The 25,033-nt window shown below is 66.6% G+C and carries 23 protein-coding genes and 1 tRNA gene; all 24 read left to right on the forward strand.

Translation table 11 applies throughout. The features are described from left to right. Window positions 1–62: 62 nt before the first annotated feature. The 24 genes from ACJJV6_RS13915 (at window position 63) to ACJJV6_RS14030 (ending at window position 24,985) form a co-directional block, all read left to right on the forward strand. Window positions 63–1,196: a mannose-1-phosphate guanylyltransferase gene (locus ACJJV6_RS13915; protein ID WP_354175433.1), complete on the forward strand. Its 1,134-nt coding sequence runs from the start codon at window positions 63–65 to the stop codon at window positions 1,194–1,196. A gap of 99 nt (window positions 1,197–1,295) precedes the next feature. Then, window positions 1,296–2,495, forward strand: a complete 1,200-nt coding sequence (locus ACJJV6_RS13920; RefSeq protein ID WP_354175434.1) for an amidohydrolase — start codon at window positions 1,296–1,298, stop codon at window positions 2,493–2,495. A gap of 128 nt (window positions 2,496–2,623) precedes the next feature. Beyond that, window positions 2,624–3,058: a MarR family transcriptional regulator gene (locus ACJJV6_RS13925; protein WP_354175436.1), complete on the forward strand. Its 435-nt coding sequence runs from the start codon at window positions 2,624–2,626 to the stop codon at window positions 3,056–3,058. A gap of 57 nt (window positions 3,059–3,115) precedes the next feature. Further along, window positions 3,116–3,544: an organic hydroperoxide resistance protein gene (locus tag ACJJV6_RS13930; RefSeq protein WP_407709233.1), complete on the forward strand. Its 429-nt coding sequence runs from the start codon at window positions 3,116–3,118 to the stop codon at window positions 3,542–3,544. After that, window positions 3,541–4,560, forward strand: coding sequence for an NADP-dependent oxidoreductase (locus ACJJV6_RS13935; protein ID WP_009358032.1), 1,020 nt, complete (start codon window positions 3,541–3,543; stop codon window positions 4,558–4,560). The genes ACJJV6_RS13930 and ACJJV6_RS13935 overlap by 4 nt, the downstream gene beginning before the upstream one ends. Window positions 4,561–4,815: 255 nt before the next feature. Then, complete coding sequence (locus tag ACJJV6_RS13940) at window positions 4,816–5,922, forward strand: BMP family protein (RefSeq protein WP_009358033.1); 1,107 nt, start codon at window positions 4,816–4,818, stop codon at window positions 5,920–5,922. Between the two features lie 176 nt (window positions 5,923–6,098). Beyond that, window positions 6,099–7,685: an ABC transporter ATP-binding protein gene (locus tag ACJJV6_RS13945; protein ID WP_407709234.1), complete on the forward strand. Its 1,587-nt coding sequence runs from the start codon at window positions 6,099–6,101 to the stop codon at window positions 7,683–7,685. Then, on the forward strand, window positions 7,678–9,069 hold the full coding sequence (locus ACJJV6_RS13950) for an ABC transporter permease (protein WP_407709235.1): 1,392 nt from the start codon (window positions 7,678–7,680) through the stop codon (window positions 9,067–9,069). Before ACJJV6_RS13945 ends, ACJJV6_RS13950 begins: the two co-directional genes overlap by 8 nt. Next, window positions 9,066–10,385, forward strand: a complete 1,320-nt coding sequence (locus ACJJV6_RS13955; protein ID WP_407709236.1) for an ABC transporter permease — start codon at window positions 9,066–9,068, stop codon at window positions 10,383–10,385. The genes ACJJV6_RS13950 and ACJJV6_RS13955 overlap by 4 nt, the downstream gene beginning before the upstream one ends. Continuing rightward, the gene (locus ACJJV6_RS13960; RefSeq protein WP_133351083.1) at window positions 10,382–10,801 is read left to right on the forward strand and encodes a cytidine deaminase; all 420 of its coding nucleotides are present in this window, start codon (window positions 10,382–10,384) and stop codon (window positions 10,799–10,801) included. Before ACJJV6_RS13955 ends, ACJJV6_RS13960 begins: the two co-directional genes overlap by 4 nt. Continuing rightward, window positions 10,794–12,110, forward strand: a complete 1,317-nt coding sequence (locus tag ACJJV6_RS13965) for a thymidine phosphorylase (RefSeq protein WP_407709237.1) — start codon at window positions 10,794–10,796, stop codon at window positions 12,108–12,110. Before ACJJV6_RS13960 ends, ACJJV6_RS13965 begins: the two co-directional genes overlap by 8 nt. Window positions 12,111–12,116: 6 nt before the next feature. Next, the gene (locus ACJJV6_RS13970; RefSeq protein WP_407709238.1) at window positions 12,117–12,746 is read left to right on the forward strand and encodes a DedA family protein; all 630 of its coding nucleotides are present in this window, start codon (window positions 12,117–12,119) and stop codon (window positions 12,744–12,746) included. Between the two features lie 124 nt (window positions 12,747–12,870). After that, entirely contained in the window at window positions 12,871–13,593 is a 723-nt protein-coding gene (locus ACJJV6_RS13975; protein WP_133351079.1) for a DedA family protein, read from the forward strand. 74 nt (window positions 13,594–13,667) lie between these two features. Continuing rightward, entirely contained in the window at window positions 13,668–14,798 is a 1,131-nt protein-coding gene (locus ACJJV6_RS13980; protein WP_407709239.1) for an adenosine deaminase, read from the forward strand. 73 nt (window positions 14,799–14,871) lie between these two features. After that, window positions 14,872–15,483, forward strand: a complete 612-nt coding sequence (locus tag ACJJV6_RS13985; protein WP_407710506.1) for a MazG nucleotide pyrophosphohydrolase domain-containing protein — start codon at window positions 14,872–14,874, stop codon at window positions 15,481–15,483. 91 nt (window positions 15,484–15,574) lie between these two features. After that, entirely contained in the window at window positions 15,575–16,855 is a 1,281-nt protein-coding gene (gene eno / locus ACJJV6_RS13990; RefSeq protein WP_009358042.1) for a phosphopyruvate hydratase, read from the forward strand. 154 nt (window positions 16,856–17,009) lie between these two features. Next, the gene (locus ACJJV6_RS13995) at window positions 17,010–17,669 is read left to right on the forward strand and encodes a septum formation initiator family protein (protein WP_407709240.1); all 660 of its coding nucleotides are present in this window, start codon (window positions 17,010–17,012) and stop codon (window positions 17,667–17,669) included. A 28-nt stretch (window positions 17,670–17,697) separates the two neighbouring features. Next, window positions 17,698–18,369 (forward strand): DUF501 domain-containing protein, encoded by a 672-nt coding sequence (locus tag ACJJV6_RS14000; RefSeq protein ID WP_407709241.1) that lies wholly within the window; start codon window positions 17,698–17,700, stop codon window positions 18,367–18,369. Beyond that, a complete protein-coding gene (locus tag ACJJV6_RS14005; protein WP_407709242.1) occupies window positions 18,366–19,313 on the forward strand; it encodes an exopolyphosphatase in 948 nt (315 codons plus the stop codon). Before ACJJV6_RS14000 ends, ACJJV6_RS14005 begins: the two co-directional genes overlap by 4 nt. A 6-nt stretch (window positions 19,314–19,319) precedes the next feature. Next, window positions 19,320–20,696 (forward strand): S8 family serine peptidase, encoded by a 1,377-nt coding sequence (locus ACJJV6_RS14010; protein ID WP_407709243.1) that lies wholly within the window; start codon window positions 19,320–19,322, stop codon window positions 20,694–20,696. A gap of 59 nt (window positions 20,697–20,755) precedes the next feature. Next, a complete protein-coding gene (locus ACJJV6_RS14015; RefSeq protein WP_354175442.1) occupies window positions 20,756–22,234 on the forward strand; it encodes an FAD-dependent oxidoreductase in 1,479 nt (492 codons plus the stop codon). A gap of 138 nt (window positions 22,235–22,372) precedes the next feature. After that, window positions 22,373–23,317, forward strand: a complete 945-nt coding sequence (locus tag ACJJV6_RS14020) for an N-acetyltransferase (protein WP_407709244.1) — start codon at window positions 22,373–22,375, stop codon at window positions 23,315–23,317. A gap of 20 nt (window positions 23,318–23,337) precedes the next feature. Next, window positions 23,338–23,411: transfer RNA gene (locus tag ACJJV6_RS14025), tRNA-Leu, on the forward strand. A gap of 218 nt (window positions 23,412–23,629) precedes the next feature. After that, complete coding sequence (locus ACJJV6_RS14030) at window positions 23,630–24,985, forward strand: ABC transporter substrate-binding protein (protein ID WP_009356208.1); 1,356 nt, start codon at window positions 23,630–23,632, stop codon at window positions 24,983–24,985. Window positions 24,986–25,033 lie beyond the last annotated feature (48 nt).

The following is a 25,033-nucleotide window of genomic DNA, read 5'->3' on the forward strand; positions in this document are numbered from 1 at the left end:
CTGTGTCAGCGCTGCGGTGCGCGCCGGAGGCTCCAGCAGCCCGTCAGCTAAAGTAGGCGGTGATGAGTACAGACAAAGTGACAAGCCCGGCATCACCCCTTGACCGCTTCATCGCGGTGATCCCGGCCGGCGGAGTGGGGACCCGCCTCTGGCCCCTGTCACGAGCCGCAGCTCCCAAATTCCTCCACGACCTCACGGGTTCGGGCAGTACGCTGCTGCGCGCCACCTATGACCGGCTGCACCCGCTGGCCGGAAACCGGATGCTGGTTGTTACCGGCAAGGCGCACCGCGATGCGGTGTGCCGCCAGCTTCCCGAGGTCACGGACTCCGACCTGGTACTCGAGTCCGAGCCCAAGGATTCGGCGGCAGCCATCGGGCTTGCCGCGGCCATCCTGCACGAGCGCGATCCCGGAACCATCATGGGGTCCTTCGCCGCCGACCAGGTGATCAGCCCGGACGACCTTTTCCAGGCGGCCGTCCGCGAAGCCATCCACACCGCCGCCGCCGGCAAGATCGTGACCATCGGCATCAAGCCCACGCACCCGTCCACCGGATTCGGGTACATCCGTTCAGGCCAGGACCTCCACATCGAGGGCGCACCCAGCGCACAGGATGTTGTGGAGTTCGTTGAAAAGCCGGACGAAGTGGTGGCCCAGCAGTACGTGGACAGCGGCAACTATGTGTGGAATGCCGGCATGTTCGTTGCGCCGGTTGCGCTGCTGCTCAAGCACCTCGAAGCCAACCAGCCGGAACTGTTCAAGGGCCTGCAGGAAATCGCGCGTGCCTGGGACACCCCCGACCGGGACGAGGTCACGTCCCGCATCTGGCCCACGTTGCCGAAAATCGCCATCGACTACGCCGTGGCAGAGCCCGCCGCCGAGGCCGGGGACGTCGCCGTTGTGCCCGGAACCTTCCGCTGGGACGACGTCGGTGACTTCGCTTCCGTGGGCCGGCTCAACTCGGCCAAGGAAGTGGATGACGTGACAGTCCTCGGTGAAGGCGCGCGTGTCTTCACCGAGAACTCCAGCGGCGTGGTAGTCACGGATACCAAGCGCGTGATCGCCCTGATCGGCATCGAGGACGTGGTCATCGTGGACACCCCCGATGCCTTGCTGGTCACCACTATGGCCAACTCGCAGCGGGTCAAGGCAGCCGTTGACGCACTCAAGGCCAGCGGCGACACGGACGTCCTGTAACCCAAAATTCGCCTGCAGTTCCAGCCGTCACGGTTGCCCGGGATGTAACGCGGTAACCGTGATGGCCTGTATTGCGTCCATCCTCGCTAGAGTGATGAAGTGCGTAATTACACTACTGAAGCCGAGCCCACCGCCCTGGTGTCGCCCTGGCTCGAGCCGCTCCTGCCGGAACTGATCGAATTCCGCCGGGACCTGCACGCGCACCCCGAACTCTCCTTCAAGGAGTACCGGACCACGGACAAACTGGCCGAACGGCTCGAGGAGGCCGGCCTGAAACCCCGCCGCCTTGAGGGCACCGGGCTTACGGTGGACGTCGGCGAAGGCCCCATCGCAACCGCCCTGCGCGGTGACATCGACGCCCTGCCCATCATCGAGGAAACGGGCCTGCCGTTCGCGTCGAAGAACCACGGCGTCACCCACGCCTGCGGCCACGACGTTCATACCGCCACCATGCTGGGCATCGCCCTGGTGCTGCACCGCATGCACCAGGAGACGCCCCTGGGCGGGACCGTCCGGATCATCTTCCAGCCTGCCGAGGAGACCATGCCGGGCGGCGCCCACGCCTGCATCGAGCAGGGCGTCCTGGAGGGCGTGCCCCGCATCATGGCGCTGCACTGCGATCCGCGCATCGAAGTAGGCAAGATCGGAACGCGCATCGGGGCCATCACCTCGGCATCGGACACCATCCGGATCGAGCTTTCCGGCCGGGGTGGGCACACCTCCCGGCCGCACCTGACAGAAGAGCTGGTTTTCGCCCTGGCCCAGATCGCGGTCAACGTTCCCGCGGTCCTGTCCCGCAGGGTGGACGTCCGCAGCGGCGTCTCGGTCGTCTGGGGCCAGATTGCCGCCGGTTCCGCGCCGAACGCGATCCCCGGTACCGGCTACATGGCGGGAACCATGCGCTGCCTGGACCGCGACGCCTGGCACGAGGCCGGCGAGCTGCTGGACGAGGTTGTCCACCAGGTGGCGGCGCCCTACGGCGTGGATGTCAGGCTTGAACACACGCGGGGTGTGCCGCCGGTGGTGAACTCCGAACATGAAACCGCGATCATCGAGGCAGCCGCCCGCGCGGAAATCGGCGAGAGTGCCGTGGTGCTGACCCCCCAGTCCATGGGCGGGGAGGATTTTGCCTGGTTCCTCGCCGAGCTTCCCGGCGCCATGATGCGCCTGGGCACCAAGACTCCCGGGGGCGAGGAATACGACCTGCACCGCGGTGACTACATCGTGGACGAGCGGGCGCTGGGCCTGGGCATCCGGGTCCTCACCGCGGCTGCCCTGCGCACCATCCGCGACCTCTAAACGCTTGCAGGAAAAGGCCCGACGCCGGCACGTGCTGAAGTGCCGGCGTCGGGCCTTTCCATGCCCCGGCCAGGCACCCACGCCCGAGTAAGTTGTGCACAATTTAGTTGTCCGATATTGTTCTTGGTATGAGTGAAGCCCCCCGCCTGGACCGCCAGGTCTGTTTTGCGCTCTATTCGGCCTCCCGCGCAGCAACCGCGGTGTACCGTCCCGTCCTTGAAGACCTGGGCCTGACCTACCCGCAGTACCTGGCAATGCTGGTGCTCTGGGAGAACGAGCCGCGGGGCGTGAAGGAACTGGGCGATGAACTGGGCCTGGACTCCGGAACTTTGTCGCCGCTGCTGAAGCGGCTTGAGGCCCTTGGCCTGGTTGAGCGGCGCCGGTCCGGCGAGGATGAGCGCAGGGTGGCTGTCCACCTCACTCCAGCGGGGAGGAGCCTGAGCGCAAAGGCGTCATCCATTCCGCAACGGCTCGCCGACGCCGCAGGCCTCTCTGCCGCAGAGCTGGAGCAGCTGCGCGAAACCCTGGGCAAACTCACCGCCGCCCTCCATGCTGCGCTCTGACCGCTTTGCCTCCGGAACCACCCCATGAGTATTGATCCCGACAGAACGGATATTTTCATGAAGCCCCTCTACACAGCAGTTGCCGTCGCCTCCGGTGACGGCCGCGACGGCACCGCCCGTACCCGTGACGGCAGGCTGGACGTTTCCCTCGCCAGCCCGGTTGAACTCGGCGGCACCGGCGACGGCACCAATCCCGAGCAACTCTTTGCCGCGGGGTATGCCGCCTGCTTCCACTCCGCACTCCGCCTGGTGGCACGCCAGGAGCGCGCCGACCTGACGGATTCCGCCGTTGCTGCCAAGGTCCACCTTGGCAAACTTGACGGCGGAGGCTTCGGCCTGGCCGCCGAACTGGAGGTCGCCCTGCCCGCACTGGACCGGAAGACAGCCGAGGCCCTGGTTGCCAGGGCGCATGAGATCTGCCCCTACTCCAACGCCACCCGCGGCAACATCAGCGTGGACATCAAGGTCCTGGAGTACGCGGCATGAGCGCCGCCACCCTTCCGGCCGCCACCCGCGAAATCCGGCTGGCATCGCGCCCGGTGGGCCGTCCCACCGCAGAAAACTTCCGGCTCGCAGAGTCGCCGTTGCCTGCACTGGGCGACGGGCAGGTCATGGTGAAGAACCTCTTCATCTCCGTTGATCCCTATATGCGCGGCCGCATGAACGACGTCAAGTCGTACTCGCCGCCCTTTGAGCTGGATGAAGCGCTCGACGGCGGTGCGGTGGGCGAGGTGATTGCGTCCCGTTCCGCGGCACTCAAGGAGGGGGACGTCGTCGTGCATTCGCTGGGCTGGCGGGAATACGCCGTCCTTGACGCGGAAGCCGTAAAGCCTGCCCGCACGGACCTGGCGCCGGCTCCGGCCTTCCTGGGTGCCCTCGGCATGACCGGCCTGACCGCCTACGCCGGGCTGCTCAAGGTCGCCGAATTCAAGCCCGGTGACGCCGTGTTCGTCTCCGGCGCGGCAGGGGCCGTCGGCTCACTGGTGGGCCAGATCGCCAAGGCCATGGGTGCTTCCCGGGTCATCGGATCGGCGGGTTCGCCGGCCAAGGTGGCCAGGCTCCTTGATCTTGGCTTCGACGCCGCCTTCGACTACCACGACGGTCCCGTGCGGGACCAGCTTGAACAGGCGGCGGGCAGCGCCGGCATCGACGTCTACTTCGACAACGTGGGCGGAGAGCACCTTGAAGCTGCCCTGTCCGTGCTGAATATCGGGGGACGGGTGGCCATGTGCGGCGCCATAGCGCAGTACAACGCCACGGAGCCCTCGCCGGCCCCGCGCAACCTTGCGCTGGCCATCGGAAAGCAGCTCACCCTGCGCGGCTTCCTGGTGGGCGGCCAGCGGCAGCATTCGGCAGAGTTCGCAGGCAAGATGGCAGGCTGGCTGGCCGACGGCACCGTCCGCTACGACGAGACCATCGTGGACGGGCTGGAGAACGCCCCGCAGGCATTCATGGACCTGCTGGACGGTGCCAACACAGGCAAGATGCTGGTCAGGCTCTAGCCCTTTCGCCCGCTCCGACTGTGGGGGGTGCCGCCCGAATGCGGCACCCCTACTGGTTGGTAACAACTTGTAAACAATCTCCGGGAAGTTGCCCCGCCGTGCTATTGGACGTGGCGCAGGCCACTAAAGTGGGTGCCATCAGTGCGCTCCGGCGCAGTGCTGCGAGCCCTCAGTGAAAACAGAATTTCAGTGCAGAAACGGACACTCATTGAATTCGAGCCGTAGCGCCACTATCTTCATCCTGGAGGAATCTTGATGTCATCACTGCGTGCACACCTCAAGCGCGGTTCCGTTGCCGGCCTTGCCACGGTGGGCGCCACAGCGCTCGTGCTGGCCGGCTGCGGTGCGCCTCCCGAAGCCGGCAGCGGCCCGACGGCCGGCGCCAGCGACTACACGGGCTGCATCGTCTCCGACTCGGGCGGGTTCGACGACCAGTCCTTCAACCAGTCCTCCTACGAGGGGCTGAAGAAGGCCGAGGCGGACCTGGGAATCAAGGTCAACCAGGTGGAGTCCAAGACCAACAACGACTTCGAGCCGAACCTTCGGGCCATGGTGACCGCGGGCTGTGACCTCACGCTGACCATCGGCTTCCTGCTCGGCGACGCCACCAAGAAGCAGGCGGAGGCCAACCCGGACAGCCACTTCGCCATCGTCGACTACAGCTACAACCCGCCGATCAGCAACGTCAAGCCGATCATCTATGACACCGCGCAGGCCGCGTTCCTGGCAGGCTACCTTGCCGCCGGTACCACCAAGACCGGAACCGTGGCAACGTTCGGCGGCATCAAGCTTCCCACCGTGACCATCTTCATGGACGGCTACGCCGACGGTATCAAGTACTACAACGAACAGAAGGGCAAGGACGTCAAGCTCCTTGGCTGGAACAAGGAAGCCCAGGACGGCAGCTTCACCGGTGACTTCGAAAAGCAGGATGTCGGCAAGCAGCTCACCCAGAACTTCCTGGACCAGGGCGCAGACATCGTGATGCCCGTTGCCGGCCCGGTGGGCAAGGGTGCCGGGTCCGCCCTCAAGGAAGCCAAGGCTGCCGGCAAGGACGTCAAGCTGATCTGGGTCGACTCCGACGGCTACCTCACCGCCCCTGACTACAAGGACATCATGCTGTCCTCGGTCATGAAGACCATGGGTGAAGCCGTGGAGGCCGTGGTGAAGGATGACACGGAAGGCAAGTTCAGCAACGAGCCTTACGTCGGCACCCTCGCCAACGAAGGCGTCCAGCTGGCACCCTTCCACGATCTCGATTCCCAGGTTCCGGCGGACCTGAAGGCCGAGCTGGAGCAGATCGAGAAGGACATCATTGACGGAAAGCTGAAGGTGGAATCCGCGGCCAGCCCCAAGGCCTGATTCCTGCCTGAGCGCCACCGCCCGGCCCGTTACCGACAGGCCGGGCGGTGGCGCTTTTTGCTGGCCGCATTTCGGGCCCGCCGCCCGCTCATCCTCCGGCTGCACCCACTAGGCTGGTGCTGCAGCCTCATATCCCGTCCGGTGGACCACCGGACGCTTCGAGATTGGTCAGAGTTTTGAAACTTGAACTCAGAGGGATCACTAAGAGATTTGGCACGCTGCTGGCCAACGACCACATAGACGTGGTGGTTGAGCCCGGACAAATCCACTGCCTGCTTGGCGAAAACGGGGCAGGCAAATCAACCCTGATGAATGTGCTGTACGGGCTGTATGAGCCCACCGACGGGGAAATCCTCATCGACGACAAACCCGTATCCTTCCGCGGACCGGGCGACGCCATGGCCGCCGGGATCGGCATGGTGCACCAGCATTTCATGCTGGTCCCTGTTTTCACGGTGGCCGAGAACGTCGCGCTGGGCGCCGAGCCCACCAAGGCCGCGGGCTTCCTGAACCTCGACGAAACACGCCGCCGGATCAAGGAGATCTCGGACCAGTACGGGTTCGACGTCGACCCCGACGCCCTGGTGGAGGACCTTCCGGTGGGCGTCCAGCAGCGCGTGGAGATCATCAAAGCACTGGTCAGGAATGCAAAGGTCCTGATCCTGGACGAACCCACGGCCGTCCTGACGCCGCAGGAGACGGACGAACTCCTGGACATCATGCGCCAGCTGAAATCCGGCGGCACCTCGATTGTCTTCATCTCCCACAAGCTGCGGGAGGTCAAAGCCGTGTCGGACACCATCACCGTGATCCGGCGCGGCAAGGTGGTGGGTTCGGCCGATCCGTCCGCCGCCACCTCGGAACTCGCCTCCATGATGGTGGGGCGGGCCGTGAGCCTTAACCTGGACAAGGCGCCGGCGAAGCCCCAGGAGAAGACGTTCGTGGTGCGCGACCTGACCGTGATCGCACCGAACGGCCAGCACGTGGTGGACGGACTCAGCTTCGACATCGCGCGGGGCGAAATCCTGGCCATCGCCGGGGTGCAGGGCAATGGCCAGACCGAGCTGACGGAAGCCATCCTGGGACTGCAGGACAGGGTCTCCGGATCGGTCACCCTCGACGGCAAGGAACTCCTGGGCCGCCCGGTCAAGGAGGTCCTCAAAGCCGGCGTCGGCTTCGTGCCCGAAGACCGCAAGGTGGACGGCCTGGTGGGCACCTTCTCCGTGGCTGAAAACCTTGTCCTGGATCTGTACGACAAGCCGCCGTTCGCCAAGGGCATCAGCATGAGCCCGGCCAGGATCCTCGAAAACGCCAAGGCACGGATCGGCGAGTTTGACGTCCGCACCCCCTCCGCGGCCGCGGCCGCCGGGACCCTGTCCGGCGGCAACCAGCAGAAGGTGGTGATGGCGCGGGAGCTTTCGCGTCCCCTGCGGCTGTTCATCGCCTCCCAGCCCACCCGCGGCGTGGATGTGGGCTCCATCGAATTCCTGCACCGCCGTATTGTCGCCGAGCGCGACCAGGGCACTCCCGTCATGATCATCTCCACCGAACTGGACGAGGTGATGGAGCTGGCGGACCGGATCGCCGTCCTCTACAAGGGCAAGCTGGTGGGCGTCGTCCCCGCCGGCACCAGCCGCGAAACCCTGGGCCTGATGATGGCCGGGATCCCGCCGGAGGAGCACGCGCATGCACCGCAGGCCGGGCCCGCCGCCGCCACAACCACCGCTTCCACTCCAGACGTTGAGGGAGACGACCATGTCTGACAACCAACCTGCCAAGCACGCGGCCGGGGACGGGCATGGCAGCACGCCTTCCGGCAAGCCCCACCACAAGGCCAGCCAGGCGGAAGAGGACACCGCCGCCGTCGTCTCCGTTGACACCGCCGGCGGTGCCATGGAGCCCTCCGCCGTACCCGCCACCGCCCAAAGCGGACAACTTCCGGGCGGCCCGGACACCGTGCTCCGCAGGATCTTCACCGGCAGCGGCATGGTCTCGCTCCTGGCGGTGCTGCTGGCCCTCATCATCGGCGGCCTCCTGATCGCCAGTACTGACGCGCGGGTTGCCAGCACCTCCACCTACTTCTTCGCCCGGCCCACTGACTTCCTCTCCGCGCTCTGGGACGCCGCCACCCGCTCCTACGTGGCTTTGTTCCAAGGCTCGGTCTTCAATCCCCGCGGGAACAGCGTGGCCGCCCAGTTCGCGCCCTTCATGGAAACGCTCACCATCGCCACGCCGCTCATCACGGCCGGACTGGGCGTGGCCCTGGCGTTCCGCGCAGGCCTCTTCAACATCGGCGCCCAGGGCCAGATCATTGTGGCAGGCATCCTCGCCGCGTGGGTGGGCTTCGCGCTGCACCTGCCGTTCGGCCTGCACCTGCTCCTGGTCCTGGTGGCAGGCATCGTGGGCGGCGCCCTGTGGGGCGGACTGGTAGGCGTGCTCAAGGCACGAACCGGCGCCCACGAGGTCATCCTGACCATCATGTTCAACTACATCGCACTGTATTTCCTGCGGTACCTGCTGAACACGCCGGCGTTCCAGCGCCCGGGGGAGTCCAACCCCATTTCCCCCATCCTGGATCCCACGGCCGTCTATCCGCAGATCTTCGGCACCCAATACCGGCTCCACCTGGGCTTCATCCTGGCCATCGGCGCCACCTTCCTGGTGTGGTGGCTGCTGAACCGGTCCACCATCGGCTTTGAATTCCGGGCCGTGGGCGCCAACCCCAAGGCAGCCCAGACCGCGGGCATCAACGTTTCCCGCTCCACCATCCTGGTGATGGCCATGGCCGGCGCACTGGCCGGAATGTCCGGCGTCGCGCAGGTGGCGGGAACCGAGAAAGTGCTCACCGACGGCGTTGCCGCCACGTACGGCTTCGACGCCATCACCGTCGCGCTGCTGGGACGTTCGACGCCGTGGGGCACCTTTGCGGCCGGCCTGCTGTTCGGCGCCTTCCGCGCCGGGGCAGTCCAGATGCAGATCCAGACCGGCACCCCCATCGACATCGTCCTGGTGGTGCAGTCCCTGATTGTCCTGTTCATTGCGGCGCCGCCGCTGGTCCGCGCGGTCTTCGGACTGAACCCGCGGCGGAAGAAGCCTGCCCGTCCGGCCAAGTCCCGGCAGGCAGCCACTACCGGAGGTGCAGCATGAGCACAACAGTTTCGTCCCCCCGCCCGGGAACACCGCAGCCTGCCGGAGCCGACGCCGGTGCCGCCGCCCTCTCCGCCAAGCCGGTGGGCTGGAAGACGCCCGTCCTGCTGGCAGCGTTCGGGCTGGTGGCCCTGGTCTTCTTCGGGTTCCTGGCCCCCGACCAGACGGCAAGCTTCGGCATCTCCACAGGCGAGGACTTCTTCCAGCTGCCTGCCCTTGCGGTGAACGCGTTCGCAGGCGGCATGGTGCTTTCCGTGCTGATGCTGGGGCTGGCCGGTTACGCGGTCTACCTGAAGACCAAAGACAGGCCCGCGCCGGGCTGGCTGCCGGTGACCTTCATCGTCCTGTTCGTCGCAGCATTCCTCATCTGGGTTGTGGGCGGTGCCCGCACGCCCAGCATTTCGCTGGCCGGGCTGATCGCCGGCTCGGTCACCCTGGCCGTTCCGCTCGTGTTCGGCTCGCTTTCGGGCGTCCTCTGTGAACGGGTGGGCGTGGTCAACATCGCCATCGAGGGCCAGCTGCTCGGCGGAGCGTTCACGGCGGCCATTGTGGCCAGCATGACGCAGAACCCGTTCATCGGGCTCCTGGCGGCGGCGGTCGCCGGTGCGTTGGTGTCCATGGTGCTGGCATTGTTCAGTATCAAGTACCTGGTCAACCAGATCATCGTCGGCGTCGTCCTCAACGTGCTCGTCTCCGGCGTCACCGGCTTCCTGTTCAGCACTGTCATGCAGGAGGACAGCGAACGGTTCAACTCGCCGCCCGGGCTGGAGGCCATCGAGATTCCGGTCCTCTCCAGCATTCCGGTGATCGGCCCCATCCTGTTCCGGCAGTCCCTGGTGGGCTACCTGATGTACATTGCCGTGCTGGTGGTCTGGGTGGGCCTGTTCAAGACCCGGTGGGGCCTGCGGGTCCGGGCTGTGGGGGAACACCCGCAGGCCGCGGACACCCTCGGCATCAACGTGAACGCCACCCGCTTCTGGAACGTCACCCTGGGCGGCGCCGTCGCGGGGATCGGCGGTTCATTCTTCACCCTGGTGGCCATCGACAGCTTCACCAAGGAGATCTCCGGCGGCCGCGGCTTCATCGCCCTCGCCGCCCTGATCTTCGGCCGGTGGAACCCCATCGGGGCGTTCTTCGCGGCGCTCCTGTTCGGGTTCGCGGACAACCTGCAGAGCATCGTCACCATCATCGGAACCCCGGTCCCCAGCCAGTTCATGGCCATGCTGCCGTACCTGGTGACCGTCCTCGCCGTCGCCGGCCTGGTGGGCAAGTCCAGGGGACCGGCAGCCAGCGGCATACCCTACGTCAAGGGATGACCGGCGTGGACCAGGCAACCACGGTGGACTGGCAGGCGCTGGAAGCCGCCGCCGTCGCCGCCATGCGCAACGCCTACGCCCGCTACTCCGGGTTTCCGGTGGGGGCGGCGGCCCTCACCGGTGACGGGCGGATCGTCAGCGGCTGCAACGTGGAGAACGCCAGCTTCGGGCTGACCCTTTGCGCCGAGTGCGTCCTGGTAGGCAACCTGCAGATGACCGGCGGCGGACTGCTGCGCGCGTTCTACTGCGTGGACGGCAGCGGCAACATCCTGATGCCCTGCGGCCGCTGCCGGCAGCTGCTCTACGAATTCCGCGCCCCAAACATGGAACTCATGACAACCCGGGGCATCAAGACCATGGACCAGGTACTGCCCGACGCCTTCGGTCCCGAACACCTGGAGGAAACCGGTGACTGACAGCAAAGCCGAAGCATTCGACGCCGTTGACATCATCCGCACCAAGCGGGACAAGGGCACCCTGAGTCCGGAACAGATTGACTGGACCATCGATGCCTACACCCGGGGCGCCATCGCCGACGAGCAGATGGCCGCGCTGAACATGGCCATCCTGCTGAACGGCATGAACCGGACGGAGATTGCCCGCTGGACGGCGGCCATGATCGCCTCCGGCGAGACCATGGACTTCTCCGGCCTTCGGCGGCCCGACGGCGGCCTGAAATACACCTCGGACAAGCACTCCACCGGCGGCGTGGGGGACAAGATTACCCTGCCCCTGGCCCCGCTGGTCGCGGTGTTCGGGGTGGCAGTGCCCCAGCTGTCCGGCCGCGGCCTCGGCCACACCGGCGGGACGCTGGACAAGCTGGAGTCCATCCCTGGCTGGCGTGCCTCCCTCAGCAACGAGGAAATGATGGCACAGCTGCAGGACGTCGGGGCGGTCATCTGCGCCGCCGGTGCCGGCCTGGCACCGGCGGACAAGAAGCTGTACGCGCTGCGCGACGTCACCGGAACCGTGGAAGCCATCCCCCTGATCGCCTCGTCCATCATGAGCAAGAAGATCGCCGAGGGCACCGGCTCCCTGGTCCTGGACGTGAAGGTGGGCAGCGGCGCGTTCATGAAGGACGAGGCCTCGGCCCGCGAGCTGGCCGGAACCATGGTGGCGCTGGGCAAGGACGCAGGGGTCAACACGGTTGCCCTGCTCACCAACATGGACACCCCGCTGGGCCTCACGGCCGGAAACGCCATCGAGGTGGAGGAATCCGTGGAGGTCCTGGCAGGGGGCGGCCCGGAGGACGTGGTGGAGCTGACGGTCCGGCTCGCGGAGGAGATGCTCGCCGCCGCAGGGGTGCACGGCGCCGACCCGGCGGCCGCGCTCAAGGACGGCCGTGCCATGGACGTGTGGAACCGGATGATCCAGGCGCAGGGCGGGGATCCCCGGGCGAAGCTGCCGGCGGCGCGGGAGTCCGAAACGGTGTACGCCCCGGCTGACGGGGTCCTCGTACAGCTGGACGCCCTGGCCGTGGGCATTGCCGCCTGGCGCCTGGGAGCAGGACGTGCCCGCAAGGAGGACGCGGTGCAGGCCGGCGCCGGCGTCAGGATGCACGCGAAGCCCGGCGCGGTGGTCCGGGCCGGGGAACCGCTGATGACCCTGCTCACCGACACCCCGGAGAAATTCGCACGGGCCAAGGAGGCCCTGGAACACGCTGTGGTGATCGCCCCGGAAGGATCAAGGCCGGCGCAGCGGCTGATCCTGGACCGCATAGCATAGGGGATCATGCAAGCCATCAATGACTTCATCCTCGCCGCAGCCGGGCAGCCCTGGGTGCTTTTCCTGGTGCTGGCATGCTGCGTCATTGACGGCTTCTTCCCGCCCATTCCCAGCGAGTCCGTAGTGGTGGGGCTGTCCGCCGTGGCCGCCACGGCGGACGTCCCCAACCCCTGGCTCCTGATGCTCGTAGCGGCGCTGGGTGCCTTCTCGGGGGACAACATCGCCTACCTCATCGGACGCCGCGTAGGCACCACCCGCTGGTCCTGGATGCGGCGTCCACGCATGCAAAGCGCCTTCCGCTGGGCCGGCGGGGAACTGCGGAAACGCCCGGCCTCACTCATCCTCGTTGCACGGTTCGTGCCCATCGGCCGCGTCGCGGTGAACCTGACGGCAGGCGCCACCCAGTACCACCACCTCCGCTTCATCGCCCTCACAACCCTCTCGGCCGTGCTCTGGGCGGCGTACTCGGTGGGAATAGGGCTGTTCTTCGGCCAGTGGTTCGAGGAGAACCACCTGCTGGGAGCCGTCATCGCCATCGTCTGCGCCGTGGCGCTCGGCATCGTGGTGGACGTGGTGATCAACCGCCTCCGGCGGCAGACACCGGTGGTCGAACGGATGCGGGAACCCGAAGCGTAGGTGAACCGTTGTGCAACAAAGTCAAGTCATAGCGAATCCCGTCCCGCCATGGGACACTTAGGAACGATTTCCGCTACGGCAGCGTCGCTATAGCTGCGTCATCATTGTCTAGGAGCAAGACCGCGTGGAGTTTATTAATGAGGCCGTGCTCCATGCAGCGGGCCAGTGGTGGATCTACCCCGTCCTGCTCGTGTTTTTCTTCGTGGACGGCTTCGCCATGGTGGTGCCGAGCGAAACCCTCATCGTGGCCCTGGCAGCCTTCGCCCGGCACAGCGGCGAACCCAACCTCTGGATCCTTGGCACCACCGCGCTGGTCGGGGCCATCGCCGGGGACAACATGGCGTTCATGCTGGGACGCCGGATCGGGCTGGACCGGTGGAAATGGATGCGACGGCCCAAGGTCAGGAAGGCCTTCAGCTGGGCGCGCTACGAGCTGGACAAGCGCGGTGCGGTCCTGATCTTCACTGCCCGCTACATCCCCTGGGGACGTGTCGCCGTCAACTACGTGGCGGGCAGCACCGGCTTCGGCCACCGCAGGTTCTTCCTCCTCGATGCCTTCGCCTGCATCACCTGGGTGGGCTACTCCATCGGGATCGGGCTGCTGGCCAGTTCCTTCCCGTGGCTGCACCACAACCCGCTGCTCAGCGCCGTCATCGCCGTCGTCTTCGCCATCATCCTGGGCATCCTGATCGACCACCTGCTCCGCTGGTGGCACAAGCACCTGGCCCGGAACGACGCCGAAGAGGTGGATGAATGGCTCGACGGCGGGCCCTCCGGCGCCCGCAACGGCAAGCCCGGGTCGAGCGTCCTTGCCCCGTCCGCCGACGGCGGCCCGGCAGCACCCTAGTTCGTGGACTATGCGTCCGGTGCCATCCCCCTGCAACGCTGGCTTTGCGTCCCGGCCCACCCTAAGGTGGGAACGTGACTGAGCCTATTGTTGACGCTGCCCCTGCCATCGATTTTGACCTGAAGAACCTGCCCAAGGTTTCGCTTCACGACCACCTGGACGGAGGCCTCCGCCCGGCAACCATCATCGAACTGGCCGAGGCCGTCGGGCATACCCTGCCGTCCACCGATCCGGTGGCACTGGGCCAGTGGTTCCGGGAGTCGGCCGACTCCGGCTCCCTGGTCCGCTACCTGGAAACCTTCGACCACACCGTGGCGGTCATGCAGACCTCCGAGGGCCTGTACCGGGTGGCCAAGGAATTCGTCGAGGACCTGGCGGACGACGGCGTCGTCTACGGCGAAGTGCGCTGGGCGCCCGAACAGCACCTTCAGAAGGGCCTCACCCTGGATGAAGCCGTGGAGGCTGTCCAGGAAGGCCTCGAGGCCGGCGTTGAGGCGGTAGGGGAGACCGGCCGCGAAATCCAGGTGGGCCAGCTGATTACGGCCATGCGCCATGCCGACCGCGGCCAGGAGATCGCCGAGCTCGCCGTCCGCCACCGCAACCGCGGCGCCGTGGGCTTCGACATCGCCGGTGCGGAAGACGGCTTCCTGCCGTCCCGCTTCAGGGACGCCTTCACCTACCTGGCCCAGCAGAACTTCCCCGCCACGGTCCACGCCGGCGAAGCTGCCGGACTGGAAAGCATCCAGTCGGCGCTCGTGGACGGCCGCGCGCTCCGCCTGGGCCACGGCGTGCGGATCGCCGAGGACATCATGGTGGAATTCGACGACGACGCCGAGGACACGATCGGCCTGGTCACCCTGGGCGACCTGTCGAGCTGGATCCGCGACCGCGGCATCGCCCTGGAAATCTGCCCTTCCTCCAACCTGCAGACCGGTGCGATCGAACCGTTCGGCGAAAGCATCGAAAGCCACCCCCTGGACATGCTGTACCAGCTGGGCTTCAACGTCACCATCAACACCGACAACAGGCTGATGAGCGGCGTCACCCTGACGGACGAGTTCGAGCTGCTGGTGGAGACGTTCGACTACGACCTCGACGACCTGCTCGAGCTCACCCTGAACGCCGCCGAGGCTTCCTTCCTGCCCCTGGAGGAGAAGGAGGCGCTGGTGGAGTACATCAACGACGCCTACGCCAACCTTGGCTGAGCAGCAGGACAACAGCACCCCCGTGGGGGAGCTGTTGTCCGTGATTGCTGCGCTCCGCGAGCACTGCCCCTGGATGGGCGCGCTCACACACGCGTCGCTCGTGGAATACCTCCTCGAGGAAGCCTACGAAGTGGCCGAAACCATCGAGTCGGGCCATCCCGATGCCGAGCTCCAGGGCGAGCTGGGCGACGTGCTGCTCCAGGTGGTGCTGCACGCCCGTCTCGCCGAGGAGCGCGGGGCCTTCAGGTTCGACGACGTCGCCCGCGGCCTGGCTGCCAAGATGGTCCGGCGGAATCCGCATGTCTTTAGGCCCGACGGCTCGCTGCAGGACACCTTCCCGGCCACGGTGGACGAGATCGTGCAGAAATGGGACGCGGTGAAGCGGGAGGAACGGCCCGCCCGCACCAGCCACTTCGAAGGGATCCCGCAGAATCTGCCCGCGCTTGCCCGGGCACAGAAGTCGGTGGACCGCGCAGCCCGCGCCGGGGCGCCCCTGCCCGCAGGGGCCACCGCCCCCGCAACGGAGGAGGAACTCGGGGAGCTGCTCCTCGGCGTCGTACGCTCCGCGCATGACGCCGGATTCGACGCCGAACGTGCCTTGCGCGGGGCTGTGCGGCGCTACCAGCAGGAGAAATCCGCGTCCCAACCCCATCATGACGTCCGGGGCCCGGACAGTTTTCCGTAACCCGGACCACTCTCGACTACGCTGGTCCCTGACGAGTACGTCGAGTCTTTCTGCAAGATCCCCCCGTTAATCGCCCATAAGGAGCAAATTCATGGCGCTTATCGATGCCATCCACGCCCGCGAGATCCTCGATTCCCGTGGCAACCCCACCGTAGAAGTCGAGGTCCTGCTTTCCGACGGCCAGATCGGCCGCGCAGCAGTACCGTCCGGCGCTTCCACCGGCGAGCACGAGGCCGTCGAACTGCGTGACGGCGACAAGGGCCGCTACCTCGGCAAGGGCGTCCAGAAGGCTGTCGACGCGATCATCGACCAGATCGCACCGGCCCTGACCGGCTTCGACGCCACCGACCAGCGCTCCATCGACCAGGCCATGCTGGACCTGGACGGCACCCCGAACAAGGGCAAGCTGGGCGCCAACGCCATCCTGGGTGTTTCCCTGGCCGTGGCCAACGCAGCCGCCGCCTCCGCCGACCTGCCGCTCTACAAGTACCTGGGCGGCCCCAACGCGCATGTCCTGCCCGTGCCGTTGATGAACATCCTGAACGGCGGCTCCCACGCGGACTCCGACGTTGACATCCAGGAATTCATGATCGCCCCGATCGGCGCCGAAACCTTCTCCGAGGGCCTGCGCTGGGGCGTTGAGGTGTACCACAACCTCAAGTCCGTCCTGAAGGAAAAGGGCCTGTCCACCGGCCTGGGCGACGAGGGCGGCTTCGCCCCGAACCTGCCCTCCAACCGGGCCGCACTGGACCTGATCCAGGAAGCCATCAAGAACGCCGGCTACACCCCGGGCAAGGACATCGCCCTGGCCCTGGACGTGGCATCTTCCGAATTCTTCAAGGACGGCGCCTACCAGTTCGAGGGCAAGTCCCTCAGCTCGGCCGAGATGAGCGCCTACTACGCCGAACTCGTGGCCGACTACCCGCTGGTGTCCATCGAGGACCCGCTGGACGAGAACGACTGGGACGGCTGGAAGACCCTCACCGACGCCATCGGCGACAAGGTCCAGCTGGTGGGTGACGACCTCTTCGTCACCAACCCCTCCATCCTGCAGCGCGGCATCGACACCCGCACCGCCAACTCGCTGCTGGTGAAGGTCAACCAGATCGGCTCCCTGACCGAGACGCTGGACGCCGTCAGTCTGGCGCAGCGCGCCGGCTACACCACCATCACCTCCCACCGCTCCGGCGAGACCGAGGACACCACCATCGCCGACATCTCGGTGGCAACCAACGCCGGCCAGATCAAGACCGGCGCACCGGCCCGTTCCGAGCGCGTTGCCAAGTACAACCAGCTGCTGCGCATCGAAGAGGAACTCGACGACGCCGCACGCTACGCAGGCCGCAGCGCGTTCCCGCGTTTCAAGGGCTAGTAGCCGCGTAAAGCATTAAACGGTGGCTATGGTTGAAAGACCATAGCCACCGTTGTTGTTTCGGCAGCATCCGTCAGCCCGGTTGTTGACCAGCGCCGTTTTGTTGTTCAGCACAGACAGTGGCGGCCGCAGGCAGGCCGCGTTCAGGAGTGTCATGGCTACCCGCCGTCCCAAAGTCCCCAAGGTCAGCCCCGCCCGTCCGGAAAGGGAAGCCTCCGACGGCGCCGACGTCATCCAGGCGGATTTCGGCTCGGCCAAGGACAACCCGGGCCCGGCAGGACGGCCCGGCGCCGACAGCAAGCCCCCGAAGGCTCCCGCCGGCAAGGCGCCGGCACCGGGCGCATCAACAGGGCGGGCCAGGCCCGGAAAGGGCAGCAGCGCAACCAGCGGTGCCGCTGACCATCCCGCCGAGGAGGACCAGCAGCCTGTTCCGGCGAAGGCATTTTCCGGGCGGATGCTGGCACTGGCCGTGGTGATGGTGGCCATTACCATCATGCTGGCGCCCACGGTGAAGATCTTCTTCGACAAGAAGGCCGAAATCGACGCGCTGAATGCCGATATCGCCGCGCGAGAGGCCGAAGGCGACCGGCTCCGCCAGCAGGTCTCCCGCTGGCAGGACCCCAACTACGTGAAACAACAGGCCCGCGACCGCATTAACATGGTTATGCCGGGCGAAACCGGCTACTGGGTCTTCGGCAGCGATTTGCCCGCGGGAGACACCAGCAGCCAGACCGGTGCAGCAGCACAAGACCCCGCCGATCTGCCGTGGGTGGATTCCCTGTGGGAGTCCATCGAGCGCGCGGCCACAGACTGAACCGCAAAAGGAAGGACGGCCCGCGACAGTGGAACACAACACGGCAGCCGCCCGGGACGACTCCCGCCAACCATCAGCACACGATCTCGAAGTATTGAGCCGGCAGCTGGGACGTCCGGTCCGCGATGTGGTGGAAATCCCCGCCCGCTGCGTGTGCGGCAACCCGCTGGTGGCGGCAACGGCTCCGCGGCTGAGCAACGGCACGCCGTTCCCCACCACCTTCTACCTGACCCACCCCGTGATCACCTCCGCGGTATCCCGGCTTGAGGCGGCAGGGGTCATGAACACCATGAACGAGCAGCTGGCCGGCGACGCAGAACTGTCCGCCGCCTACCGGTCTGCGCACGAAGCCTACCTGGCCGCCCGGGATGCAATCGGCCGGCGGTCCGGCATCGGTGCTGTTCCGGAAATTGACGGGGTCTCCGCCGGGGGCATGCCCACGCGCGTCAAGTGCCTGCATGTCCTGGTGGGGCACTCGCTTGCTGCCGGACCGGGCGTGAATCCGCTGGGGGACGAGGCACTGCGACAGATCCGCGAATGGTGGACGACGGACAGGTGCTATTGCGAGGGTGCCTGGGACACCACCGGCGAAGCTCCTTCCCGGGACCTCAGCCGGCATGGACCGCAGGGCCTGCCGGACATCGTGGGCCGCCCCGCCCCGGTGCGAAAGTCGGCCAATCCTGCCGAGGCCGCCCAGTGACCCGGGTAGCCGCCATCGACTGCGGCACCAATTCCATCCGCCTGCTCATTGCCGATATCGAGCGCAGCAACGGCACCACCAGCCTTACCGACGTAGTGCGCGAGATGCGCGTGGTGCGGCTGGGCGAAGGCGTTGACGCCACCGGCGAGCTCGCCCCCGCCGCACTGGAGCGCACATTCGCTGCCACGGCCGATTACGCAGAGCTGATCCGGGAACATGGCGCTGAGGCCGTCCGGTTTGTTGCAACCTCAGCCAGCCGGGATGCCCGGAACCGGGAGGTCTTCGTGGACGGGATCCGCAACCTCCTCGGCGTGGAACCTGAAGTCATCTCCGGCGACGAGGAAGCTGCGTTGTCCTTTGCCGGCGCCAGCAGTGTCCTGCCCATCCTGGACGGCCACCAGGTACTGGTGGTGGACCTGGGCGGCGGCAGCACGGAGTTCGTCCTCGGCACCGCACAGGGCGTCACCGCAGCGAAGTCCGTGGACGTCGGCTGCGTCCGGCTGACCGAACGGCACCTGCGGAACGATCCGCCCACCGCGGAACAGATCTCGGCCGCGGAAGCGGACGTGGACGCAGCCATGGCCCTTGCCCAACGGGACGTTCCGCTGGAGCAGGCGACCGCCGTCGTCGGTGTTGCCGGTTCCATCACCACCATCACAGCCCATGCCCTCCGGCTGCCCGAATACCGGCCGGACGACATCCACGGCGCTGAACTGCCGCTGGACACGGTCCGCGCCGCCGCCACGGACCTCCTGGAGATGGACCGGTCCGAGCGCGCCGGGCTGCCCTACATGCACCCGGGACGCGTGGACGTGATCGGCGCCGGGGGACTGGTGTGGCGCAGGATCCTCGAGCGCATGGGGGAACTCACCGGCGGCAGGATCACTACGGCGACGGCCAGCGAGCACGACATCCTCGACGGCATTGCCCTGAGCATCGGCTGAACCCGGATGCGATCCCTAACCCACCCGGCACTGCACAGGACAGCGGCCGCCGCGCTTGCCCTGGTCCTTGCCGCCTGCTGCCTTGTTACCGGCCTCATCACGGCTCCGGCGGCGCGCGCGGACGAGTGGCGGGACAAGCAGTACTGGCTGGCAGACTCCGGCATTACCAAGGCCTGGGAAGTATCCAAGGGCGCCGGCGTGAAGGTGGCCGTCATCGACAGTGGCGTGGACGCGCAGCACCCGGATCTTAAGGGAGCGGTGGCCGGCGGTTACGACGCGTCCGGATCCGGCCAGCCGGACGGCCAGAAGAGCGTCGGGTCCAAGCCCGAACACGGCACCCTGGTGGCCACCATGCTTGCCGGCCGGGGGCACCAGCCCGCCGACAAGACTGCTTCCCCCACGCCGGGCCCCGCTGCGCCGGCACCGGACGGCATCATCGGCGTGGCCCCCGAGGCCCAGATCCTGTCCGTGTCCACCTGGCTCGGCTCACCGAACCCCTCCGGCAAGAGCGACCAGGACCAGATCCCCGAAGCGGTCCGCTGGGCAGTGGACAACGGGGCAAAAGTCATCAATATCTCGCTCGGCAGCACCACCCCGCAGTGGCCGCAAAGCTGGGACGCCGCCTTCCTGTACGCCGAGCAGAAGGACGTTGTGATCGTCGCGGCTGCAGGGAACCGGATCGGCGGCAACACCCAGGTGGGCGCCCCGGCCACCATTCCCGGCGTCCTCACTGTCGCCGGCCTGGACCGCTCTGGAACGGCAAGTGTTGACGCGTCCTCGCAAGGCATCAGCATCGGCGTGGCAGCACCGGCCCAGAACCTGCTGGGCGGCCTGCCGGGCGGCGGATACGCCGAGTGGGCGGGGACTTCCGGATCCACGCCCATCGTGGCCGGCGTGGCGGCACTGATGCGCTCCAAGTGGCCTTCCATGAGCGCCGAGCAGGTCATTAACCGGATCGTCTCCACCGCCAGGGATGCGGGGGCGCCGGGCAAGGATCCCCTGTACGGGTACGGCATCCTCAACGCGGAAGCGGCCCTGAAGGATGACGTTCCCGAAGCGAAAAGCAATCCCCTGGGAACCATTGCCGAGTGGATCCGGGTGCACCGGCGCGGCAACCTGGCCACCCCCACCCCGGTCCCCACGGCGGAGGCGCCGGTGGCTGCCCCGGCGCTTCCGGAAGCAACCGTCCCCGCCGCGGAGCCGCCGTCACAGCGTGATACTGCCATCGGAGGTGCTGTTGTCATCGGATTCGCACTGCTGTTCGTGGCCATCATCGCCGCGGCGGTCATCCAGCTGCGCCGGGCGGCGCGGGACCCCGCGCTGAAGGGGGAGGAGCCGGAAACAGGTGCCCTGGAAAAGGTGCATTCGGTGCGGAAACCCTAGCGTAACGGGCCCTTCGAGCAGTTAGTGAAGATTTTCACAAACTGCGCTATCCTTAAACTATGGCAACCACCCCAGAGCTCCAGGACCGTCCCAGGGTACTCGTCGTCGGCGGCGGGTACGTCGGCCTGTACGTAGCACTCAAACTGCAGAAGAAGATCGCGAATGCCGGTGGCATCGTCACCCTCGTGGATCCACTGCCCTACATGACTTACCAGCCGTTCCTCCCCGAGGTGGCCGGCGGCAACATCGAGGCCCGCCACGCGGTGGTGTCCCACCGCCAGCACCTCAAGCAGACTGAACTGATCCAGGGCCGCGTCACCTCGATCGACCACGCCAACCGCACCGCGGTCATCGCTCCGTCCGACGGCGGCGAAAACTTCGAGATCCCCTACTTCGACGTTGTCCTGGCCGCAGGTGCCATCACCCGAACCTTCCCCATCAAGGGCCTCGCGGACAAGGGCATCGGCCTGAAGACCATCGAGGAAGCCGTTGCGCTGCGGAACAAGGTCCTGGAGCGCATCGAGGTTGCCTCCACCATGACCGATCCCGCCGCCCGCGCCAAGGCCCTCACCTTCGTGGTGGTCGGCGGCGGTTTCGCCGGCATCGAGTGCATCACCGAGATGGAGGACCTGGCCCGCGCCGCGGTCCGCAACAACCCGAGGATCAAGCAGGAAGAAGTCCGCTTTGTCCTGGTGGAAGCCATGGGACGCATCATGCCCGAGGTTACGGCCAAGCAGGCCGAATGGGTCGTTGAGCACCTGCGCAGCCGCGGCATCGAGGTCCTGCTGAACACCTCGCTGGACAGCGCGGAGGGCACCCTCAAGCTCATCAACCTCCCGGACAAGTCCCCTGCCCAGGAGTTTGAAGCCGACACCCTCGTGTGGACGGCCGGCGTCCAGGCCAACCCGATGGTCCGCTCCACCGACTTCCCGCTGGAACCCCGCGGCCGCGTCCGCGTCCTTCCGGACCTGCGCGTCGCCGGCGACGAAGGCATTGTGGACAACGCCTGGGCTGCCGGCGACATCGCCGCCGTGCCTGACCTCACGGGCAAGGGCCTGCCGGATGGCACCTGCGTCCCCAACGCCCAGCACGCGCTCCGCCAGGCCAAGCGCCTTGCCAAGAACCTGTGGGCTTCCCGCTGGGAGAAGCAGCTGAAGGACTACAAGCACAAGAACCTGGGTGCTGTGGCAGGCTTCGGCGAATGGAAGGGCGTTGCCAACATTAACCTGATCGGCAGCATCGGCCTCAAGGGCGGGCTCGCCTGGCTGGCCCACCGCGGCTACCACGGCATGGCCATGCCCACGTTCGAACGCAAGTTCCGGGTGATCTTCAACTGGATCATCAGCTTCTTCGCAGGCCGCGACACCACCCAGCTCATGGACCTGGACAACCCGCGCGGCGCTTTCGTTGCCGCCGCCTCCCCGGCCCCCAAGCCGGCTGCTGCGGCCGCCCCTGCGCCGCCGGCCGCGCCGGCAGCCGGCGGTAACGGCTCCACAGCGGTGCAGTCCAAGGAATCTGTGACGGCACAGGCCAAGTAGCACGTGCAGCGCCCGACGGCGGCTGTCCCCTTCGCGGGGACGGCCGCCGTTTTATGTCCCGGCGGCCGTCCGGCCCGGACGCGCCCCATTCCTGCGCCTGGTCCTGCTGCCGGGACGCCTGCCTCCTAGACTGGGCTCATGACTGCCGAAATGAACCTGCAGGCGCTTCTGGCGGGCATGCACCCCGTTCAGCGCGAAGGGGAATATGTCTACGTCCTCTGGCCGCACGGACGGCCACTGGCAGCCGGCATCGAGGCTGCAGTACGCGAGGCTGAGGGCCTGACAGTTGTGTTGCCGCGGGCTGAGGCGGACCGGCAGGGGCTCAGCTATGACTTTGTCGGAGCGTGGATCACGCTGCAGATCCACTCGGACCTCGAAGCGGTGGGCCTCACCGCGGCAGTCAGCAGGGCCCTTACGGAAGCCCGGATCAGCTGCAACGTCCTGGCGGGGTTCCACCACGACCACCTCCTGGTGCCGGTGGCGGATGCGCCCCGTGCCCTTGAAGTCCTGGCCGAACTTGCTGCCAGGAACCGGGATGCACCGGCCCGGGAGCTGATGCTGCGCAGCGAGAATCCCTCAGACAGGGAGGCCATCCTTGCCTTGACGGCCGAGGCTTTCGCCATTTCTCCGGCCACCGGACTGCCGGCAGGAGGTGAGCCGGTGGAAGTGGGTTTGCTGCGTGCACTCTTTGATGCGGAGGAGTACCTCCCCCACCTCAGCGTAGTGGCCGTCCAGGACGGGGAGATCGTGGGCCACGTCATCAGCACCCGCGGTTGGGTGGGGGACCAGGGACTCCTCGGCCTTGGCCCCATCGGTGTCACTCCCCGGCTGCAGCGGCAGGGCATCGGTTCGGCACTCATGCGGGAGACAATCGACAGGGCAAACGCCGCGGGGGAACACGGCATTGTCCTGCTTGGAAGCCCCGACTACTATGCCAGGTTCGGCTTTGTCCCGGCGTCCACCTTCGGTATCCAGGCGCCCGACCCTGCGTGGGGCGACTACTTCCAGTTCCTGCCGCTCGCGCTATGGTCCGGCGGCGCCCACGGCACGTTCCGGTACGCCGCACCATTCTCACTCATCTGACGGGATACCATTGACCCGGCGCCCCAGTAGCCCAATTGGCAGAGGCATCGGACTTAAAATCCGCGTGTTGTGGGTTCGAGTCCCACCTGGGGTACTTAGAGAAGCAGGAGACTTCGCGGTCTCCGGCAGGAAGCCGCCCGTATCCTACGGGCGGCTTCCGACGTTTAATTCCACATATGCAACGACTGTTATAAGGATGTGACCTCACTCACTTATCTTCGCCTGTGATTTGCATTAGCTTGAAGCTACATCAGGAATCCCTGATTTTTCGTGTCGAAGGCCGTTCGCACCTTTAGATCGAGGAGCTCGTAAATGACTTTATTCCCCCAGGCGGGAGCCCGCGCTGCCAAGCTGACAGCGCTTGGCATCGGCGTTGCCTTCATGGCAACGGCTTGCGGCGGTTCGTCCACACCCACGGCGACCGAAACCACCACTGGAGCAGCGGCGACCGGAATCGCGTGCCCGGCGCCGGGGTCAACCGGCGGAAGCAGCGCGGCGCCCACCAGCGGCGGCGGGGCCGTTCCGCCGTCGACCGGCAGTACCGAAACGCCGTTGAAGCTGGGCTCGCTGCTTCCCACCACCGGCTCGCTGTCCTACCTCGGCCCGCCGGAAATCGCCGGTGTGAACCTTGGCGTGAAGGAAGTCAATGACGCCGGCGGTGTCCTGGGCAAGCCTATCGAAGTGGTCCACCGGGATTCCGGCGATACCAAGACCGATATCGCCACGCAGTCCACCACCGCCCTGCTGGGCCAGGGAGTCAGCGCCATCATTGGTGCAGCCTCATCCGGTGTGTCCAAGACGGTGATCAACCAGATCACCGGTGCGGGGGTCCTGCAGTTCTCCCCGGCCAACACGTCTCCGGACTTCACCACCTGGGATGACAAGGGCCTGTACTGGCGCACGGCTCCTTCCGATGTGCTGCAGGGCAAGGTCCTGGGCAACTACATGGCTACCTGCGGTGCCCAGACAGTGGGCATGATCGTCCTGAATGACGCCTACGGAACCGGCCTGGCCAAGAACATCAAGGCTGCCTTCGAGTCAGCAGGCGGCAAGGTTGTTGCCGAGGAGCTGTTCAACGAGGGCGACACCCAGTTCAGCAGCCAGGTGGACAAGGTCATCGCGGCCAAGCCGGACGCAATCGCCCTGATCACCTTCGACCAGGCCAAGAGCATCGTGCCCCTGATCTCCGGCAAGGGAGTGAACCCCAACCAGCTGTTCATGGTCGATGGCAACACGTCCGACTACAGCAAGGACTTCCAGCCCGGCACCATGCTCGGGGCGCACGGCACTTTCCCCGGAACCTTCGCCAACGAGGCCTTCACGAAGAAGCTGCTGGAAGTCGATCCGGCGCTGAAGGACTTCACGTATGGCGGCGAATCCTACGATGCCGTGAACCTGATCGCCCTGGCTTCCGAAGCCGCCGGCAGCACCAGCGGCCCGGAAATCGCCAAGCAGCTCAAGGCGGTCTCCGAGTCGGGCGAGAAGTGCAACGACTTCGCCTCCTGCGTCACCCTGCTGCGTGAAGGCAAGGACATCGACTACGACGGCCAGTCGGGCCCCATCACCTTCTCCGACGCCGGTGACCCCACCGAGGCCTACATCGGTATCTACGAGTACACCGCAGACAACAAGCTGAAGCCGGTCCAGTCGGAATTCGGCAAGCTCTAGTAATCGGCTAGACGCACACAAAGGAGCCCCCGTCCTGCCGGACGGGGG

Source organism: Arthrobacter nitrophenolicus (genome assembly GCF_045833485.1).
GTDB classification, from domain to species: domain Bacteria; phylum Actinomycetota; class Actinomycetes; order Actinomycetales; family Micrococcaceae; genus Arthrobacter; species Arthrobacter nitrophenolicus.

Excerpts from the sequence above, each read along its gene's own strand:
- ACJJV6_RS13925 (WP_354175436.1), top strand. The coding sequence starts at position 2,624 with ATGAGTGAAGCCCCCCGCCTGGACCGCCAGGTCTGTTTTGCGCTCTAT.
- ACJJV6_RS14010 (WP_407709243.1), top strand. The coding sequence starts at position 19,320 with ATGCGATCCCTAACCCACCCGGCACTGCACAGGACAGCGGCCGCCGCG.
- ACJJV6_RS13970 (WP_407709238.1), top strand. The coding sequence starts at position 12,117 with ATGCAAGCCATCAATGACTTCATCCTCGCCGCAGCCGGGCAGCCCTGG.
- ACJJV6_RS13995 (WP_407709240.1), top strand. The coding sequence starts at position 17,010 with ATGGCTACCCGCCGTCCCAAAGTCCCCAAGGTCAGCCCCGCCCGTCCG.
- ACJJV6_RS14015 (WP_354175442.1), top strand. The coding sequence starts at position 20,756 with ATGGCAACCACCCCAGAGCTCCAGGACCGTCCCAGGGTACTCGTCGTC.
- ACJJV6_RS13950 (WP_407709235.1), top strand. The coding sequence starts at position 7,678 with ATGTCTGACAACCAACCTGCCAAGCACGCGGCCGGGGACGGGCATGGC.
- ACJJV6_RS13940 (WP_009358033.1), top strand. The coding sequence starts at position 4,816 with ATGTCATCACTGCGTGCACACCTCAAGCGCGGTTCCGTTGCCGGCCTT.
- ACJJV6_RS13930 (WP_407709233.1), top strand. The coding sequence starts at position 3,116 with ATGAAGCCCCTCTACACAGCAGTTGCCGTCGCCTCCGGTGACGGCCGC.
- ACJJV6_RS13935 (WP_009358032.1), top strand. The coding sequence starts at position 3,541 with ATGAGCGCCGCCACCCTTCCGGCCGCCACCCGCGAAATCCGGCTGGCA.
- ACJJV6_RS14030 (WP_009356208.1), top strand. The coding sequence starts at position 23,630 with ATGACTTTATTCCCCCAGGCGGGAGCCCGCGCTGCCAAGCTGACAGCG.
- ACJJV6_RS13915 (WP_354175433.1), top strand. The coding sequence starts at position 63 with ATGAGTACAGACAAAGTGACAAGCCCGGCATCACCCCTTGACCGCTTC.
- ACJJV6_RS13960 (WP_133351083.1), top strand. The coding sequence starts at position 10,382 with ATGACCGGCGTGGACCAGGCAACCACGGTGGACTGGCAGGCGCTGGAA.
- ACJJV6_RS13955 (WP_407709236.1), top strand. The coding sequence starts at position 9,066 with ATGAGCACAACAGTTTCGTCCCCCCGCCCGGGAACACCGCAGCCTGCC.
- ACJJV6_RS14020 (WP_407709244.1), top strand. The coding sequence starts at position 22,373 with ATGACTGCCGAAATGAACCTGCAGGCGCTTCTGGCGGGCATGCACCCC.
- eno (WP_009358042.1), top strand. The coding sequence starts at position 15,575 with ATGGCGCTTATCGATGCCATCCACGCCCGCGAGATCCTCGATTCCCGT.
- ACJJV6_RS13985 (WP_407710506.1), top strand. The coding sequence starts at position 14,872 with ATGGGCGCGCTCACACACGCGTCGCTCGTGGAATACCTCCTCGAGGAA.